Origin of the sequence: Rhizobium sp. PP-F2F-G48 (genome assembly GCF_004342335.1) — a bacterium.
Classification (GTDB): Bacteria; Pseudomonadota; Alphaproteobacteria; order Rhizobiales; family Rhizobiaceae; genus Ferranicluibacter.
In genome coordinates this window covers 262,853-281,225 of record NZ_SLVH01000006.1, presented here as the reverse complement: position 1 = coordinate 281,225, position 18,373 = coordinate 262,853, and the positions used below count along the sequence as shown (strand labels likewise).

The following is an 18,373-nucleotide window of genomic DNA, read 5'->3' as shown; positions in this document are numbered from 1 at the left end:
AGGCTGGCGCTTGTTTCGCGCCAGCCTCATCTCGTTTCGGCCCGTCCTCCCGACGGACCATCGGATTGGCAGGAGATACTCGATGATCCGGCATATCGTGCTTTTGAAATTCAAGGACAGCGTGACGGAGGCCGACAAGCAGTCGATCTACCACGAGCTCGACGCGCTGAAGGGCCATGTCGAGGGCATCCGCGCTTTTCATGCCGGTCCCAATGTCAGCGTCGAAACGGAGATGATGCGCGGCTTCAACGATGCGTTCTGGTTCGATTTCGAGAGCGCAGCCGTTCGCGATGCCTATCTTGTCGATCCGCACCACCAGGCGGCCGGAGCGCGGATCGTCGCCCACACCAAGGGCGGACCCGAGGGCGTCATCGTCGTCGATCTCGAGATCTGATCCGCCTCAGGTCAGAGGCGCAAAGCCCGCTGACCTTCCCGTATTCCTGCGCCGGAGTCCTGTCGGCCGCCGTGGTCCAACAGCCGGCCGTCACCCTGCCGGAAGGCGTTGATAGCGGCGGCCAATGGCTCATGAACGCGTCGTCCCTCCGCGGTCATGCCGGCGGAGAGGAGGCCGTTCTGGCAGGGACGCTTGTCGTCCCAGCCGGCATGGTTGACGATCGGGTAGAGACACAGACCTTCGAGCGGGACGCCGGCCTTCATGGCGGCCAGAGCTTCCTGTGCCACATAGGTGAACCAGGCGGCGCGGCGGTCGTCCTCGATGCCGGTTTCGGCGATCATCATCGGCTTGCCGTAGCGGGCATAGGTTTCGATCAGGATCGTGCGCAACGGCTTGTAGAGCGGATGGCCTATGTCGATCGGCGGACCGCCGTGAATCCACTGGTTGTTGAAGTAGTAGTTGACGCCGATGACGTCCAGATAGCGCTCGGCGCCGCCGATCTGCGGCCACATGCGGCCCGAAAGCAAATCCCATCCCTGAAACTGCGACTGCCGGTGTCCCTCCGCGACCGGGGTCTCCCATGGCCGGGACGGATCGGTGATGACGTTGATCACGGGGTCGCAATGCACGAAGCGTGCGCGGGGATCGATGGCGAGGATGGCATCCATGCCGGCGATTGCGGCACGGGCGAGCTGGACCTTCAGCTCGAAGCCACGGCCGTTCGCAAAGGGGTTGAGATAGCCGGCATCGCCGGCACCCCAGGAAAAGAACGAGATCTCATTGACCGGGCAATAGAAAGGGATGTCGTCGCTTTCCTCACGCACAATACGGGCGCAGGCACCGGCGAAGCGGGCAAAGCGCTCCACGAAATGCGGCGTCCAGATGTCGATATCGTCGGGCCAGCCATAATGCAGCACATCCCAGATCACCTGCGTGCCTGAGCGGGCCGCCGCCTGCAGCATGGGTCGCACGCTGGACCAGTCGAAGATGCCGCCGGTCTCGATCCTGTGCCAGCGGAAGCCATCGCGCACAGTGCGGATGCCGAAGCTCTGCAACTGTCGATAATCGCGCTCGGCGTGGATGTCGTGACCGATATCGTCGATCATGTCGAGACGGGGTCCGAGCGGCTCCTCCGGCGTCGGGCGCAGCCGATGCGTCGAACATTCGAACCCGCCCTGGATGAACGACCGGAAAAGACCGGTCGGGCCGCTGGGAACGCGTGCTGCAACCACCGTCTCCAGAAGGTGCTCCCACTGCGGCACGACGGCCTCGACGGCGTAGAGGCGTTCGACCTTCTTCTGCAGGGCATCGCCCAGACTTTTGCAAAGCGCCGGATCGGCGATCAGGCGGCGTGCGGCGGCGGCGACCGATGCAGGATCGTCATAGGGGACGATGAGCCCGGTGGTGCCGTCCTCGATCTGCTGCAGCGCGCCGTTGTCCGGGGTCGAAATGACCGGAAGGCCGGCGGCGCCGGCTTCTGCGATGACATGCGGCATGCCTTCGCCGCGCGACAGCCAGACGAAGATGTCGAAAGCCTGAAGCAGATCGGGAATATCCTTGCGGTCGCCCAGGAACTGCATCGCGTCCGACAGGCCGAGCGCCGCGGCACGCCGCCGAAGGTCTGCGGCATAGTCCGGCATGAAGGCGTCGGGGCCTCCGACGATGACGAAGCGCAAATCGGGATTCTCGGCCTTGAGAAGCGCTGCCGCTTCGATGACCTGTCCGACATTCTTCTTCGGATCGAGCCGACCGACCCACCCGATCAGGATGTGTCGGTCGGAGAGCCCGAGTTCCGCCCGCATGGCCGCCCGCCGGGACGGGTCGAAGGCGGAGAGATCCACCATGGAGGGGATCTCGATCGCATCTCTCTCGCGGCCCGGCATGCGGGAGGCCGCGGCATCCCGGATGGAACGACAGACGCCGACATAGCGGGCGGTCAGATGCTTCGGGCCGGCCAAGGCCTCGGAGACGAGACCGCCATGTTCGATCAGGGGCGGGCAGAGGTTCAGACGCTCCAGCGCCGGATAGATGTCCGCAACGTTCTGGCAGGAGACCACGACGTCGTAGCCCGGAACCTTGCCGGCGAGATAGGAGACCGTATCCTCGAAGGACATGGCGTAGGGGGCGGTGTCCACCGAAACGCCCAGCGCCTTCAGCTGCTCATGCGTCTGTTCCGGCATGCCGGGCTTGCGGAAGCAGGCGACCACGTCGATACGGTAACGGGCGGGATCGAGCGCCTGCGCAAGCAGCCGGACTTCCGTCTCCTCTCCGCCGACCACCAGCCAGGCGAAAACGAAGAGGATACGGATCGGTGGTTCCCCGGATACTGCCGCTTCTGCCGCCTGCATCATGCGCCGACCTTGAAGACGACCTGCAGGAAGTCCGGGCGATGCTCCACGAGATCCTGAAGGAAGGCGGGGCCGTCCTCGAACGGCACGACATGAGTGACCATGTGCTCGCGGATCGCCGCGCCGTCGTGGCGCAGGAGATCGACCGTCTCGAGCGCAAGACGCTGGCGGTTCCAGAGCGCCGACAGGCCGCGCGGCACGCGGTTGATCTGGGCGCATCGGATGTTGAGGCCGTTATGGTGGAACTCCTCGCCAAGCCGAAGATGGTCCGCGCCACCCTGATAGAAGGCGAGGTCGATCACCGTTCCCTGCGGACGCAGAGCCTTCAGCGCGGTCTGCAGGCTGCCGGAATGCGCGCGCGTCTGGAAGACGAGATCGGCGCCCCGACCGAGACCGCCATCATGCCAGCGGGCCTTCGCATGCTGCCAGGCCTGGTCCTCCGTCATGGCGGTCAGGCCCATGGCTTCGGCCTTTCCCCGACGGAAGTCCGAGGGGTCGGTGATGACGACGTCGGATGCGCCGAGCTTGCGGGCAAAAAGCGCCGTCATCAGGCCGACGGTGCCCGCACCGATGACCAGCACCGGACGGCCGGCAACGCCGGCGCCGAGGGTCGCGACCTGCGTTCCCATGGATTCCGCATCCGCATGCAGGATGCCGTTCGCGGCGATCGGGCCCATCTGCGCGACGAAAACGCCGAGAAGCGGATCGATCTCGGCCGGCATGGGCACGAGCACATCGTGATAGGGGTCGGCCGTATGGCCGGTCTTGTGGGCATAGGTCGTCGCGAGCACGTCGCCTTCGGCGTAGCCTCCGGTGCGGGACTCCGCCACGCGCGCGACCTCCATGTAGCCGAGGAAGGGCACGGGGTAGTGCAGATCCGGCTCGTTTTCGATGAACACGCCGCGGCCGGCATCGAAGCGGGAGCGGAAATAGGGGTTGGTGTTCTTGAGGAAGGTCAGTTCGGTGCCGGCGGAAAGGCCGGTGTAAAGCGTTTCCAACCGGACCTGTCCATCGGTGGGCGGACCTTCTTCATACTCGAACACATAGGCGCGTCCCGGCGCCTCGATCCCGAGCGAGCGGATTTTTCGGTGTCCGGGCGGCATGCCGCGGGGAGCGTCCTCCGGGCGGGGCTGAAACTGCAGCGGCGCCGGTGGGGTACGGGCGAGGGTGGGAAGGTCGAGATGTACGGGCTCGCCGCTGCGCGACGAGGCGACGACGGCAAGCGCCAGCCGGTGCGTGGCGACGGCATCGGCATAGGGGCAGCGAATGCGGTTCTCTCCACCGCGCACGGCATCGATGAAGTCGCGATCCTCCCGCCAGACAGGATCGCCATCGGCCGGCCGGACCGGCCGGCCCCGGCCGACATCGACCATGATGTCGCGATCGGTCAACTCGATCGCAAGCTTGTCGGCGAAGATATGCAGGCCGACGCGATGACTCCAGCCGAGAAGGCAGGTGGAGGCGATGTTGGCGACGACGCCGGACTGGAAGGTGAGGCTCGCGGTGCTGACGGTGGGCACGTCGAGACCGGGAAAGTCCTGCCGTTCCGCATGGCCGGCGCGACCATAGACCTCCGTCACCTCGCCGATCAGGAAGCGCGCGAGATCGAGCAGATGCGTCGTCTGTTCCACCATCTGACCGCCGGACTTGTCCTGCTTCCACCACCATTGCGGCGGCGGGGTCGAGTCCAGCCAGTAGCCGGACAGCAGTTGCGCGGGGTTGTCGGCCAGAAGCGCACGGGCTTCCTCGACCGTATCGAGATAGCGCCAGTGATAGCCGACAGCCGTCACGAGGTTCTTTTCCGCGATGCCCGCCGCAATCTCTTCGGCAAGGGCGATATCGAGCGACACCGGCTTTTCCACGAAAAACGGGATGCCCTGCGCGATCAGATCGCGCTCCGGATCGCCATGGGCAAAGGGCGGCACGCAAATGTAGACGGCGTCCACCGCTGCGTTCGCCAGCATGTCGGGGTGGCTGGAGAAGGATTTCGCACCGAAGCGACGGGCCGCCGCGTCGGCACGGGCCGCGTCCGGATCGGCGAAGGCGACCAGTTCGACATCCGGGAAGCTTGCGAGAATGTCGAGATGGCGGTGGGCAATGCCCCCGACGCCGATAAAGCCGAGGCGGGTCTTTTGCATGGAGCGGTCCTTTTGCAGGGATGAGTTCGGCGTGAGGAACGGCCGGTAGACGGAGGCGGTTTCCGCGGCCATTCGCGCGGCGGAAAAGTGGCTGCGAAAATGGGCACGTCCGGACTGCCCGACCATTGCACGTTTTGCGGGGTCGTCGAGCGCCTGAATGACGGTTTCGGCAAGCGAAGCCGGTTGACCCGGTTCGGCGAAGAACGGGTGCTCGTCGCCGAGCGCCTCCAGGGTGCCGCCGATCCGCGTGGCGACCACGGGGACACCGGCCGACATCGCCTCCAGCACGGCGAGCGGCAGGCCCTCGAACAGGGAGGGCAGAACGAAGAGATCGGCGATCGCCATGAGATCGGCGATGTCGTCGCGGTGCCCGAGGAAACGGACGCATGCGGCAACGCCCATCTCGCCCGCCAGGTCTTCGACCCGCATCCGTTCTTCACCGGAGCCGACCAGAAGAAGAGTAACCGCGGGGTGACGGTGCACGATCGCGGGCATGGCGCGGATCAGCGAGGCGTGATCTTTCTGGGCGGAGAAGCGGGCGACGGAGAGAAGAACCGTCCGCCCGGCAAGGCCGAGAGTTGCGCGCATCCGGTCGCGCGTCACGGCGGGTTCGAGCGGGAAGATACCGTTGCGAACGACGGTCATGCGCGACGGGTCGATATGACCGTCGGCATAGGTCTTCCGCGAGGCTTCCGACACGACGATGTGGTGGGCGAGACCGGAGGTTTCCGTGCGGTACTGCGCCTGCTGGTCCGGGTCGGTCAGGAGATAGGGCAGATGCTCCGTCCGGATGACGGGAATGCCGCCTGCGACGCCGGCGGCCGCAAGCCCGTGTCCTTCCCAGCCGATGCCGGCATGGACATGCAGCAGGTCGATATCCGCGTGTTCGAGCCAAGCCCCCAGTTGATCGTCGGGTAGCAAATCCTTGACGGCGAGCCCCTGTCTCACCGCCTTGGTCAGGAATTGGCCGGCGCTTTCCGGATCGGCGAGCAGGATCACGTCATGATCCACGGACAGGCCGCGGGCAAGCGCCAGCATATGCTCGCCGAGGCCCGATGGGTCGCGGCTGTCCGTTGCAAGGACGATGAGCGGGCGTCTTGCGGGCTGCTCAGGCATGGGGTGCCGGTTGACCCTGTGTCCGCGCGGCGTGCTGGCTGACTACTTCGGGCGAAAGCGGCGCTGGCCCGCCCATCGTGTGCTCGATCAGCATGCGCATCTGTCGCGCCGTGTCGTCCCACGAGGAGCGGGCCAGAAGCGCGTCCACCGTCTCCAACCAGGAATCGGAAGACTGCCGCAGAGCCAAGGCCTTGGCGCAGGCGTCGATGAAGCTTGCCGCATCATCGCCGATGAAAACGCCGGGCACGTCGCCATAACTGCGGACCACGTCGGTGATGGGCGTGCTGACGACGGGCCGGCCGGCGGCAAGATATTCCGGCGTCTTGGTGGGGCTGATGAACCGCGTCGCTTCATTCAGCGCGAAGGGCATCATCGCCACGTCCCAGCCGGAGAGATAGGACGGCAGTTCGGCGTAGCTCTTCTGCCCGAGATAATGAAGGTTGTCAGCGCGCGGGAGGTCGTCCTGCGAGATCTTTACCACCGGGCCGAGAAAGACGAACGACCAGTCCGGCCGCGCGGCGGCGATGTCGCGAATGAGAGCGAGGTCGAGCCGTTCATCGATCACGCCGTAGAAACCGAACTTCGGGCCCTTGATGGCGGCCTGATCGATTGGCGCGGACTGACCTTCGCGAGCCGTCCGGAAATGGTGGGCATCGACGCTCGATGGGAACGCATGGAGATTGTCGTGGCGGTCGCGCTTCGCCTCGTAGAGGCTGTAGCCACCTGTGAAGACGACATCGGCCCGGGCCAGCAGTGCCTGCTCCATGGCCTTCAACTGCGGTGGCGCGAATTTGAAATTCGCCAGTTCGTCCATGCAGTCGTAGACGACGGCCGCCGCGTCTACATGGCGCGCGAAGGCAAACATCAGCGGCGTATAGAACCAGAGGATCGGCTGTCGGCCGCCGTGCAGCGCCAGGAGATCGTCAAGCAGATGTGCGAGCGCGGCTTCGCGCTGTGCGTCGCTCCATCCGTGCGGCACGCGGGGGCGGATGGCTTTGACCGCGGTGCCGGCAAAGGGGTGAATTTCGAGATAGGCCAGATGATGGTCGGTCGGGATGAACTCTTCGAAGAAAAACACCTGCCGATCGGCAGAGAACCGCTGCATCAGGTGCTGCGGCCGCTGAAGAACGAAATCCCAGCGCAGATGAGAGAAACAGACGATCGGTGCGTCGGTGCAATAAATGCCCTCCGAAACCTTTGAAAACGCACCCAGTAGATTCATCGAGCTCCCTTCCGTCAAGCTTGCAGGAAACTGTGCGACCCTCTCTCGGTTCCGTGGCGAAGCGCTCTTTTTTCGTAAGTCTCCGATATCAGAGATTCCAGCCTCTGGACGGTGTGTGGCCAGGTCCATTGGGCCTGGACGATGGTGCGTGGGGCGAAAGCCGCCGGGTTTTCCAGCATGTCGGCGATGGCCAGATGGAAGTCTTCCGCCGTCGCCGTTCGGCCGGTCTCGGGCGTGATGTACTGCCGGCCACAGGAGAGGGCGCTGTTGGCAAGAACCGGAAGGCCCGCCAGCATGTATTCGGTGAGGATGGCCGGGGCGCCGTCATCGACACCGCAGACGACACCGATGCGCGCCGCGTTCATCAGGCGGTTCACCTCTTCGAAGGGAACGCCGGGCGGCTCGATGAGATCGACCGAGATGCCCCGCTCCGCGATCTGGCGCCGAAAGTCATCGATCATTTCCCCGTACCCGCAGACGCAGAGCGCTCGCACCGAGCGTGGAAGCCTGGCCATGGCGTCGAACAGAATGTCGTGGCGCTTGTAGCCCTGCGCCGCGGCGACATAGATGATGTCGTAGGTTTTCGGAAGGTCCAGCGGATAGAAGGTCGTATCCGAGGCGAATTCGGGACCGACCGGCAGGATGGCCGTCGCCATATCCGGATGCCGTTCGCGCACGACGTCGGACTGCCACTGTGCGCCGGTGAGGACGAGATCGAAATGTCGGCTCACCTCTGGCGGAATGCGCAGTGCCGGCGCGTCGATCGAATTGTAAATCTTGACGCTGTCGCGGCAGGCCAGAAGGATCTCCTCGCTGACCCCGAGGCCCCAGACGCAGAGAATGTGCGGCGCGCCGAAGGCTGCGATATGTCCGAGCATGTCGTTGGACGCGAAGGGCGCCTCCGGGCCGTTCATGCGGAAGACCCGGCGCGTCAGATGGGGGCTCGCGCCGCTGCGCGTTTCCGGCGGGTGGCTGCCGCGCCAATGCGTCCAGATCTCGGCACAATCAACAAGGCCCGATTTGAGGCAGGCGAGAGGCAGGCGCTCGATGTAGCCGCCATCGACCGCGACTGCCTCAAGATCCGAAACGATCTGCGGTCTGCCGCCCCGCCGGCCCGATATCCAGTCGTCGCGTGCTGCCTCCACCGTGGACAAGGCGCCATCGTCAGACGGCCCGTCCTGGAAGTCGCTGATGACGACGATGCGCCGCGCTGTCATGGCCTGCCTGTCATGAAAGGGGACTGTCTTCCTGCCTCGGGTTTTTGCTTGGGGCGCCGTATCAATTCGTGACGCAGGCCCGACGCGGGCCGCCATAGGGTTGGTAGGTGTCATCGGAGACGCGGTAGGACGAATAGCGCTGCTGGCACAGGCGGACATGATCGTCGGTCACAAGATCCGATGACGACATCCGGCCAATGTCGTCGGTGGACGCGACGTCCATATAGGGTGACATGCAGGTTTTCCGCTCGCCGCTATACGAGCTGTAGCTGTTGTCCTCGGGGCTATAGGAGCGGTACCGGCGCTCGCACCAGGTCTGGTGCTCGGGATTGCTTGCAGCCTGGCTCGCGGTGGTCGCGATGTCCGTCTCGGAGACGGGCGTGCCTGGCTCCGTCTGATCGATCTCGGCTGACGCGTTGGCCATTGCAACAACAGGCTCTGCAACGGCAAGGCTCTCCGAGGATGCGAGATCGACAGGCGGTGCGGCGGGCGCGCGATCAACGCTGCGCTCGGCCGTCTCGACCCGCTTCGGCTCGGAGGTCCAGAGGTCGGGTGCGTTGAGATTGGCAAGCGCTTCCGTCGCGGGCTTCGCCATCAGGGCGGAAGCGCTCAGGAAACCGGCAACGAAGAGCGTCATGGCGACGGTGAGGAAGAAAGCGAGCGTGGCCGTGGCTTTCATGATGATGCTCCTGACATGCAGAGAAAACGTGGCGATCCTTGAGAGAATCTGCCCGTCAACGCATGTTGCGGCGGAGTGTTCCGACAGCTTTCGCGTGTCGAAAACATCAGATCTGCATGGTATGAGATATGTGCCGGCGGTCCGCCGCGTTTCTGCGCCGTGGCGGAGATGAAAAGCGGCTGCTCAGACGCTTTTCATATAGAGCACGATCGACGTCGCCATGCTGCTGACCGTGGCCAGCACGACGATGCAGACGAGGACGCCGAAGATGAGTTTCGCCCGGCGGGAAGGCGGGGCGTCGTGGTCGAGATCGTGTTGGGGCATGTCCTATCTTTGCCGATGACGCCGCTTGCCGTCAATGGCAGGCGGCGTCATCGCATCGCGACGGATTGGCGCATCCGACCCTCAGGCGCGCCATCGCAGCAGGATCGTCGAGAGCGGTGGCAGGGTCAGCGACAGGGACTGCGGCTTTCCATGGGCAGGGTGATGCTCCGTCCAGGCCTCGACGTTGCCAAGGTTGGAGCCGCCATAGACCCCGGCATCGCTGTTGAACACCTCTTCCCAGCGGCCCTCGGTGGGGACGCCGATCCGATAGCCGTGGCGGGGCACCGGTGTCATGTTCGAGACGGCAAGGACCATGGATGTCCTGTCCTCGCTCAGGCGCAGCATGCCGAAGATCGAGTGCTCGGCATCGTCCGACACCGTCCAGTCGAAGCCCTGGGGATGCAGGTCGCCATATTGCAGGGCCGGCTCCGCGGCATAAAGACGGTTGAGGTCGCCCACGAGCCGTTGAATGCCCGCATGTTCCGGCCGGTCGAGCAGATCCCAGACGATCGACCCATCATGGTTCCATTCGGTTTCCTGCGCGATCTCGCCGCCCATGAACAGAAGCTTCTTGCCGGGATGCGCCCACATGAAGCCGAAATAGGCGCGGAGATTGGCGCGCTTCTGCCAAGCGTCGCCCGGCATCTTGCCCAGCATCGAGCCTTTGCCATGCACGACTTCATCGTGGGACAGCGGCAGCATGAAGCGCTCGGAATAGGCATAGACCATGCCGAAGGTCATCTGTCCGTGATTGTAGCGCCGATAGACCGGATCATCCTGCATGTAATGCAGCGTGTCGTGCATCCAGCCCATGTTCCATTTGAAATCGAAGCCGAGGCCGCCGTTCTCGACCGGCTGCGTCACACCCGGCCATGCGGTCGATTCCTCGGCGATCATTAGCACGTTCGGGCAGCGCTGGTGGACGATGCTGTTGAGGTGCTTGAAGAACTCGACGGCTTCGAGGTTCTCCCGACCGCCATGTTCGTTGGGGATCCACTCGCCGGCATCGCGGCTGTAGTCGCGGTAGAGCATGGAGGCGACGGCGTCCACGCGCAGCGCATCGACGTGATATTCCTCCAGCCATTCGAGCGCGCTGGCGATCAGGAAGCCTTTCACCTCGTTGCGCCCGAAATTGTAGATCAGCGTGTTCCAATCCTTGTGAAAGCCTTCGCGCGGATCTTCATGCTCGTAGAGCGCGGTGCCGTCGAAACGGGCAAGGCCCCAGACATCGGTCGGGAAGTGGGCGGGCACCCAGTCGAGAATGACGCCGATCCCGGAAGCGTGGCACCGATCGACGAAATAGGCGAAATCCTCCGGCGTGCCGTAGCGGCCGGTCGGCGCGAACAGGCCGAGCGGCTGATAGCCCCAGGAGCCGCCGAAGGGATACTCCATGATCGGTAGAAGCTCGATATGGGTGAAGCCGAGGCGGGCAGCATAGGGGATCAGGCGCTGGCTGAACTCGATCCAGTCCAGCGACCGGTTTCCGTCCTCGGCGATCCGCAGCCAGGATTCGAGATGGACTTCATAGACCGATATGGCCGCCTCTCCGTCGCGGATCTCGGTCTTCCGGCGCATCCAGTCGTCGTCTGTCCAGGGGAAAGGCGAGGCGGAGGCGACGATGGAGGCGGTGGCGGGGGCTGCCTCGCTCGCGCGTGCGATCGGGTCCGCTTTCTGAGCGAGCACATTGCCGGCGGCATCGATGATCTCGAACTTGTAGCGTTCGCCCTTGCCGAGGCGCGGAATGAAAATCTCCCAGACGCCGGCGGAGGGGCGAAGCCGCATCGGATTGCGACGTCCGTCCCAGGCATTGAAATCGCCGACAACCGAGACGCGCCGCGCGTTCGGTGCCCAGACGGCGAACCGCACGCCCTCGACGCCATCCACCTCCGTCACCCGCGCGCCGAATGTCCGGCCAAGGCTGTAATGCGTGCCCTGCGAGAAGAGGTGCAGGTCGAGATCGCCGAGCAGCGGGCCGAAGGCATAGGGGTCCTCCGTCTCCTGTACGGCCTCCGGCCAGGTGATCCGGAGCAGGTAGCGGGGCAGATCGGTCAGCGCCGCGAACAGGCCGCCGGGATGGACGAGGTCGAGGCTCGTGGCCACCGCGCCGCTCGTCGGGTCGAGGAGTTCGATCCGAACGGCGCCCGGCATCAGGACGCGCACGATGGTCCGGTCTGCATGGGGGTGAGCGCCGAGCACGGCAAAAGGATCGCCATGGTGGCCCTCGACGAGAGCGATGATGGCATCGTGGTCGATACCCTGGAGAAGATCGAGGCGTTCCAGCATCAGGAATTACTTTCCGAAAGTCTGCGGACGATGGCCGAGAAGCCAGCGAGCGGGATGGGCAGCCATTTCGGCCGGTTGCGGGCTTCGTAGGCGATTTCGTAAGCCGCCTTTTCCAGAAGGAAGAGGTCGAGGATGCGTGTCCGTATCGTCTCGGACATGCGCAGATCGCCGGATGTTTCGGTGACGGCAAAGTAGCTCGAGAGGAAGGTTTCCTCGGCCTTTTCGATGAAGGCGCGAATGAGCGCGCTTCGCCGATCGTTGCTCGGTTCGGAGATGGCTTCGTGGTCGAGTTCGGCCGTTGCAGCGAGATAACTCAGCGACCGCAACAGGCCCGCCACGTCGCGAAGCGGGTTGGCCTTCGCACGACGTTCGTCGAGATCGCGGGCCGGCTCGCCTTCGAAGTCGATGATATAGGCATCGGCCTCCGCGACGAGGATCTGCCCGAGGTGGAAATCGCCGTGATTGCGGATCATCAGTGTGTCCGCAGCGGCATCGGCCAGCGCCCCGATAGAGGCGAGCAGGGCCTCTCTCCCCTCGACCAGCTTTGCGATCTCGTCGCCAAGGGCCGGGTCGACGTCGCTGCGGGCACGGTCGAGGATGGTGAGGCCTTCCGAAATCTGGCCGACCACCTGGCGGCGCAAAGCCTCGACATCGTCTGTGCCGGCATGAAGCGGGGAAAAGGCCTCATCTTCGGTTGGTTTCGCCAAGGCGACATGAAGTTCGCCAAGGCGCGTTCCGACATTGGAGACGAAGTCCATCAGCGGCGAGAACAGGCCCTCCTGCACATCGGTGGACGCGATATCGGTGACCGAGGTCAGCGTGTCGTCGAGCGTGCGGCGCAGGGTGTCGAGCATCCAGGTCCAGGCGTCGCCCTGGTTGCGGATGGCGCCCTGGATGATGATCAGCGTCGATCGCGTGCCATCGGGCGCGATCCGGGCGATCTCGCCGAGGAGAGGCGCGGTGTTGGCATAGCCAACGCCGGTCAGGTAGCGCGTCATCTCCACTTCCGGGTGGATGCCCGGAAAGATATGGCGGATGAGCTTGATCATCGCGACATCCCCGACGATCAGGGAACTGTTGGATTGTTCGGCCGACAGCCAGTGGATCGGCAGGTCGTCGCGGACATCGATACCATCGAGCTCATCGCTTCCGACGAACTCCAGCGTGCCGCTGCGGCCCGAGATCTGCGTGCGCTCGCGGAGCCCCTTGAGCACCCCGCGGGCGAAGGCCTCGACCGCGAAGCCGTCGGTCAGGAAGCCGACACGGCGCCCTTGGCGAATTCGCGTCAGCGCCAGCTGCTGGGCAAGGGCCGGCGGGTTCGTATCGTCCCAGGAAATCGCCAGCGGCAGCATGTAGGTTTCGGTGTGACCTTCGAGTTCCGCCTCGAGTTCGCCGAGCAGGATATCGTGCGGGAAACCCATCGGCACGGCGCTGACGATCGTCGCACCGTGCAGCGTCTCGCCTTTTGAGCCGAACCAGCGGCGCTTGGCGAGGTAGGACGGAAGCACGTCGCGCGACAGCACGTTCGACAAGCGTGGCTCGTCCACCACCTCCAAAAGGTCGCGGCGCAGAACCATGGTGGCAAAGTCGGGCAGTTGCTCCGGCGGGTCGTTGCGCCAGGTCGGACCATCGGCTTCGGCCACGAGCTGGAACCAGAAGAAGCCATAGGGCGGCAGCGTCAGGAGGTAGGTCAGCTGGCCGATGGGCGGAAACGGCGACATGCCGGTCAGTTCGATCGGCACGCGGTTCTCGAATTCGGAGAGGTCGAGCTCCACGGCCTGCGGCAGGCGCGAAAGATTGAAGACGCAGAGGATCGTGTCGCCTTCATATTCCCGGAGATAGGCGAGGATCTTGCGGTTGCCCGGCTTCAGGAATCGCTGCGTGCCGCGACCGAAGGCGATGTGCCGACGCCGAAGCGCCAGCATGTGCCGCGTCCAGTTGAGCAGCGAATGGGCATCGGCCGATTGCGCCTCGACGTTGACGGCCTCGTAGCCATAGAGCGGATCCATGACCGGGGGCAGGACGAGACGGGCCGGGTCGGCGCGGGAAAAGCCACCATTGCGATCCGGCGACCACTGCATCGGCGTGCGCACGCCGTCGCGATCGCCGAGATAGATATTGTCGCCCATGCCGATCTCGTCGCCGTAATAGATGACGGGCGTGCCGGGCATGGAGAGGAGCAGCGCGTTCATCAGTTCGACGCGGCGGCGATCGCGCTCCATCAGGGGTGCCAGGCGGCGGCGGATGCCGAGATTGATGCGGGCGCGGCGGTCCGCGGCATAGATGTTCCAAAGATAGTCCCGCTCCGCATCGGTCACCATTTCGAGCGTCAGTTCGTCATGATTGCGCAGGAAGATCGCCCACTGGCAATTGTCCGGAATGTCCGGCGTCTGGCGCATGATGTCGGTGATCGGGAAGCGATCTTCCTTGGCGATCGCCATGTACATGCGCGGCATCAGCGGAAAATGGAACGCCATGTGGCACTCGTCGCCGCTGCCGAAATACTCATTCGTATCCTCCGGCCACTGGTTGGCCTCGGCCAGCAGCATGCGGCCGGGATGGCTCGCATCGAGCGCGGCGCGGATCTGCTTCAGGATGTCATGGGTTTCCGGCAGATTCTCGTTGTTGGTTCCCTCGCGCTCGATCAGATAGGGGATGGCATCCAGCCGGAAGCCGTCGATGCCGGTTTCCAGCCAGAACCGCATGACGGACAGCAGCTCCTCCATGACGCGTGGATTGTCGAAATTGAGGTCCGGCTGGTGAGAATAGAAGCGGTGCCAGTAATAGGCGCCGGCGACCGGGTCCCAGGTCCAGTTGGATTTCTCGGTGTCGAGGAAGATGATGCGCGTCTCGGGAAATTTCTGGTCCGTGTCCGACCAGACGTAGAAATCGCGCTCCGGCGATCCGACCGGCGCATTGCGCGCTCGCTGGAACCAGGGGTGCTGGTCCGATGTGTGGTTGATGACCAGCTCGATGATGACGCGGATGCCCCGCTCATGGGCGGCCTCCACGAAGGCGCGAAACTCGTCCATCGTGCCGTAATCCGGGCTGACATCGCCGTAGTCGGCAATATCGTAGCCATCGTCGCGCCGCGGCGACGGGAAAAAGGGCAGAAGCCAGATCGCGGTGACGCCGAGCGAGGCGATATGATCGAGCTTCTCCTGCAGGCCTTGGAAATCGCCGATGCCGTCGCCGTTTCCATCGTGGAACGACTTGATGTGCAGCTGGTAGATGATCGCATCCTTGTACCAGAGCGGATCAGCGGATCCGCTTTCGGCGTGCGTCTGCTGGCGCGTGTCGGTTTCGTCCTGCACGTGATCGGTGAGCATATCCATAAGCCTTCCTCCCTATCGAACGCGCCAGATGCCGAAGGGCATCGACGGGTCGAGACGGATGCGTTGTATTTTGCCCGTCCAGGTGAAGGGCCGGTCGGCAATGAGGTCTTCCATGGGAAGCGATCCGCTGTCGGGAAGGTTCCAGGACCAGAGCGGCACTTCGACATCCGCTTCCTGCGCTGCATGCGGATCGAGACTGATGGCGATGAGCAGGACGTTCTCGCGGCCGACACTGGCCTTTTCGAAGAACATGACATTGTCGTTCCAGGCCGGAAGCAGCGTTAGGCCGAGATGCGAATGCAAGGCCGGGTTCTCGCGGCGGATGCGATTGAGCAGCGCGATCTCGCCCTTGATATGGCCCGGGCGGTCGTAGTCCCAGGCGCGGATCTCGTACTTCTCGCTGTCGGCGTATTCCTTGCGCTTGGCGTCCGGCCGGCCTTCGCAGAGCTCGAAGCCGTTATAGACGCCCCAGAGGCCCGACAGCGTCGCAGCAAGAGCGGCCCGGATGAGATAGGCCGAACGCGGTGCGTTCTGCAGAAAGTCTGGGTTGATGTCGTGGGTGTTGACGAAGAAATGCGGACGGAAGAAGTCTTTGGGCTCCTGCGTCGTGATCTCCCGCATGTACTCCTCCAGCTCCCACTTCGCATTTCGCCAGGTGAAGTAGGTGTAGGACTGGGAGAAGCCGACCTTCGCCAGCCGGTACATGACCTTCGGCTTGGTGAAGGCTTCCGAAAGGAACACGACCTCGGGATGGCGACCGCGAATGTCGGCGATCAGCCATTCCCAGAAGGGAAACGGCTTGGTGTGGGGATTATCGACGCGGAAGAGCTTGACGCCCTGATCGACCCAGTGCTGGACCACATCGCGCAACGTTTCCCACAGCGAAGGGACCGCGTCCTTCGCATAGAAATCGACATTGACGATGTCCTCGTATTTCTTCGGCGGGTTTTCCGCATAGCGAATAGTGCCGTCCGGGCGCCAGTCGAACCAGCCGGGGTGATCTTTCAGCCAGGGATGGTCCGGTGAGGCCTGTATGGCGAGGTCGAGGGCGATTTCGAGCCCGTGATCTGCCGCAGCCGAAACCAGCCGGCGAAAATCCTCGGGGGTGCCGAGTTCCGGATGGATGGCATCATGGCCGCCGGCCGGCGAGCCGATCGCATATGGGCTGCCGGGATCGTTCGGGCCGGGGGTCAACGTGTTGTTGCGACCCTTGCGGTTCGTCGCGCCGATCGGGTGGATCGGCGGAAAATAGAGAACGTCGAAGCCCATTTCGCGAATGGCGGGAAGCCGGTCGATGACGTCGTCGAACGTGCCATGACGGTCGGCATCGCCGCTCTGCGACCGTGGGAAGACCTGGAACCAGCTGGCGAACCCCGCACCCTTGCGTTCGGCATCGACGGGCATGACGGAGGAACGGACGCTGAAGGGCCGGCGATCCGCGCGCGCCATCAGCGCGAAGGTTTCGGGTGCAAGCAGCAGCCTCGTCTTCGCTTCGGCGTCGCCGTCGGCAAGGGTCGCGAGAAGCGTTTTCAGCTCCGGCTGGACGCGCTGCGGCCCGTTTTCGGCGGCCGCCTTGATCAGGTTGATGCCTTCCTGAATCTCCAGCGTCAGATCGAGATGGGCTTCGTGTTTCTTGCCGAGTTCATAGCGGAAGATCGCATAGGGACTGCGCCAGGCCTCCACGACATATTCGTGGCGGCCCATCCGCTTCAGGATGAATTCCGCTTTCCAGCGATCGTTGACGACCAATTGCATGGGGACCTCGGTCCATGCCTGCGTATCGACTGGGCGCCAGAGCAGAACGGCGGCCAGCGGATCGTGGCCGTCGCCGAAGATATCGGCTTCGACCTTCACGACATCGCCGACGACGCGCTTGACCGGGAAGCGGCCCTCGTCCACGGCGGGGATGACCTTTTCGATCGCAAGCCGCGGTGTTGCGGCGGCGGCGCGGGCGTCCATCGCGGCACCCGCCATCAGGATCGGGTTTGAGGCCGAACCTTCGAAAATGCGGAGTTCGCCGGGAGCAAGCCGCACATCGGCATCGAGCGCGCGTTCCGGCCGCGCGGCATCGCAAAGGGGCAGGAAGGCGGACGCCGCTTCCCGGATCGCGTTGAACGGCACGGCGGCACTGCGGCGAAGATCGCGGTTGCAGACGATGACGCGGACCGTCTCCGCCTGCCGCAGGTCTGCATGATCGCCTTGAACGAGAGCACTCACGGTCGTCGCGCTGCTGGAGATCAGCGTCGGCGTGCCGCGAGACGGCATCGCAGCGGCCAGTTGGTCGTTGATGGCGCGGATGCTCGCGGTGATATCAAAGGCGCCGTGGGCTTTCATGCCGGAAATGCCGCTGCCCTGGCCATGCATCGGATCGAGCGGCGTTGCTGCTCCGAACTCGAAACCCATCGGGACGAGAAGACCCTGTCCAACGGTAGCGGACAGCGCAAGCGTTCGGATCGCCCTGCGCTTCAGGATCTCGCTGCTCTCGGTGCCATGTGCAATTCGCTTGGCAAACGGGGCTTCGGGAAAGGCGATCTGGTAGGCGAAATCGCACTGCAGCGCGTATTCGTCGAGAAGCCAGCGATCCTGCAGGTTCCACCAGGCGAGCGACGAAAAGCTGCCTTCGAAGCCTGCGGCGGCTAGACCCTTGCGGTCGTCAAACGGCGTTCCCGGCGTCCATGCGAGAAAGCGGACCTGCGGCTGACGCCGGTGAACCTCCGAGATCAGCCGGTGCCAGGCGTTGGCCGGGAGAGCCGTGAGGCCGACGCAGCGGAAGCCGGTGACACCGGCATCGGCAAGCATCAGGAGGCGTTCCGTCCATGTCGCGACGAGCGCCGCTTGCGACGCTTCGTTCTCTGTGGAAACCGCGCGACTGCCGGAAACCGTTGGCGAGATGCGCGGATCGACGGGCGCGCCGGCATCCGGCTCGCGATCCGCTTCGCGCCCGACGACGATGTCCAGCATCAGGGAGAGGCCGTGTCGCCCTGCGGCGTCGACCAGGGATGAGACGCCCCGTTCGACACTGTCGCCAAGGCCGAGGCCGGGGTTCAGCCTTTCGAAGCTGGCGGTGACGAACAGGCTGGTCGCGTCGCTCTTCTCAAACAGCGGAGCGGAAAGGACGGTGTCGAAACCAAGCGTTGCGGCATGCGCAAAGGCCGCGTCCCACGCCTCCATTCCCCGCAATTGCAGGGGGTGGATGTAGTAGATCCGCGGCGGCGTGATGACAGGTGTGTCTGCTTCGGCAAGCGAATGAACATTCATGGGCTGTCTCGCGTTGTTTCATCGAGAACCTTCCAAGCCCCGAGCTTGTTCCACGTCGT

Annotated in this window: 9 protein-coding genes and 1 pseudogene; 1 reads left to right on the top strand and 9 read right to left on the bottom strand. The window is 64.2% G+C overall.

Annotated elements, in window-relative coordinates; all coding sequences use genetic code 11:
- The first annotated feature begins 82 nt into the window (after nucleotides 1-82).
- Entirely contained in the window at nucleotides 83-394 is a 312-nt protein-coding gene (locus C8J36_RS15870; protein WP_132536243.1) for a Dabb family protein, read from the top strand.
- 11 nt (nucleotides 395-405) lie between these two features.
- On the opposite strand, the gene C8J36_RS15865 is transcribed toward C8J36_RS15870, so the two are convergent.
- The 9 genes and pseudogenes from C8J36_RS15865 to C8J36_RS15830 form a co-directional block, all read right to left on the bottom strand.
- The gene (locus C8J36_RS15865; RefSeq protein WP_245506582.1) at nucleotides 406-2,745 is read right to left on the bottom strand and encodes a glycosyltransferase family 4 protein; all 2,340 of its coding nucleotides are present in this window, start codon (nucleotides 2,743-2,745) and stop codon (nucleotides 406-408) included.
- On the bottom strand, nucleotides 2,742-5,996 hold the full coding sequence (locus tag C8J36_RS15860) for a glycosyltransferase (RefSeq protein WP_132536241.1): 3,255 nt from the start codon (nucleotides 5,994-5,996) through the stop codon (nucleotides 2,742-2,744). Before C8J36_RS15860 ends, C8J36_RS15865 begins: the two co-directional genes overlap by 4 nt.
- Before the next feature lie 109 nt (nucleotides 5,997-6,105).
- Nucleotides 6,106-7,218: pseudogene (locus C8J36_RS15855) on the bottom strand (glycosyltransferase family 1 protein); the annotation flags it as partial.
- Nucleotides 7,219-7,232: 14 nt separating this feature from the next.
- Nucleotides 7,233-8,435, bottom strand: a complete 1,203-nt coding sequence (locus tag C8J36_RS15850) for a glycosyltransferase (RefSeq protein WP_132536237.1) — start codon at nucleotides 8,433-8,435, stop codon at nucleotides 7,233-7,235.
- Nucleotides 8,436-8,496: 61 nt separating this feature from the next.
- Complete coding sequence (locus tag C8J36_RS15845) at nucleotides 8,497-9,114, bottom strand: BA14K family protein (RefSeq protein ID WP_132536235.1); 618 nt, start codon at nucleotides 9,112-9,114, stop codon at nucleotides 8,497-8,499.
- Nucleotides 9,115-9,297: 183 nt separating this feature from the next.
- Nucleotides 9,298-9,438, bottom strand: coding sequence for a hypothetical protein (locus C8J36_RS24965; protein ID WP_165915074.1), 141 nt, complete (start codon nucleotides 9,436-9,438; stop codon nucleotides 9,298-9,300).
- A gap of 81 nt (nucleotides 9,439-9,519) precedes the next feature.
- Nucleotides 9,520-11,724: a 1,4-alpha-glucan branching protein GlgB gene (gene glgB / locus C8J36_RS15840; RefSeq protein ID WP_132536233.1), complete on the bottom strand. Its 2,205-nt coding sequence runs from the start codon at nucleotides 11,722-11,724 to the stop codon at nucleotides 9,520-9,522.
- Nucleotides 11,721-15,050, bottom strand: a complete 3,330-nt coding sequence (treS, locus tag C8J36_RS15835; RefSeq protein ID WP_132536340.1) for a maltose alpha-D-glucosyltransferase — start codon at nucleotides 15,048-15,050, stop codon at nucleotides 11,721-11,723. Before treS ends, glgB begins: the two co-directional genes overlap by 4 nt.
- Nucleotides 15,051-15,068: 18 nt before the next feature.
- Nucleotides 15,069-18,314 carry an alpha-1,4-glucan--maltose-1-phosphate maltosyltransferase gene (locus C8J36_RS15830; protein ID WP_132536231.1) on the bottom strand — a complete coding sequence of 1,082 codons (3,246 nt, stop codon included), beginning with the start codon at nucleotides 18,312-18,314 and terminating at the stop codon, nucleotides 15,069-15,071.
- Between the last annotated feature and the right edge of the window lie 59 nt (nucleotides 18,315-18,373).

Bases quoted from the DNA above. Each gene is read 5' to 3' on its own strand.
- C8J36_RS15830 (WP_132536231.1), bottom strand. From the start codon at position 18,314: ATGAATGTTCATTCGCTTGCCGAAGCAGACACACCTGTCATCACGCCG.
- C8J36_RS15870 (WP_132536243.1), top strand. From the start codon at position 83: ATGATCCGGCATATCGTGCTTTTGAAATTCAAGGACAGCGTGACGGAG.
- C8J36_RS15850 (WP_132536237.1), bottom strand. From the start codon at position 8,435: ATGACAGCGCGGCGCATCGTCGTCATCAGCGACTTCCAGGACGGGCCG.
- C8J36_RS24965 (WP_165915074.1), bottom strand. From the start codon at position 9,438: ATGCCCCAACACGATCTCGACCACGACGCCCCGCCTTCCCGCCGGGCG.
- C8J36_RS15865 (WP_245506582.1), bottom strand. From the start codon at position 2,745: ATGATGCAGGCGGCAGAAGCGGCAGTATCCGGGGAACCACCGATCCGT.
- treS (WP_132536340.1), bottom strand. From the start codon at position 15,050: ATGCTCACCGATCACGTGCAGGACGAAACCGACACGCGCCAGCAGACG.
- C8J36_RS15860 (WP_132536241.1), bottom strand. From the start codon at position 5,996: ATGCCTGAGCAGCCCGCAAGACGCCCGCTCATCGTCCTTGCAACGGAC.
- C8J36_RS15845 (WP_132536235.1), bottom strand. From the start codon at position 9,114: ATGAAAGCCACGGCCACGCTCGCTTTCTTCCTCACCGTCGCCATGACG.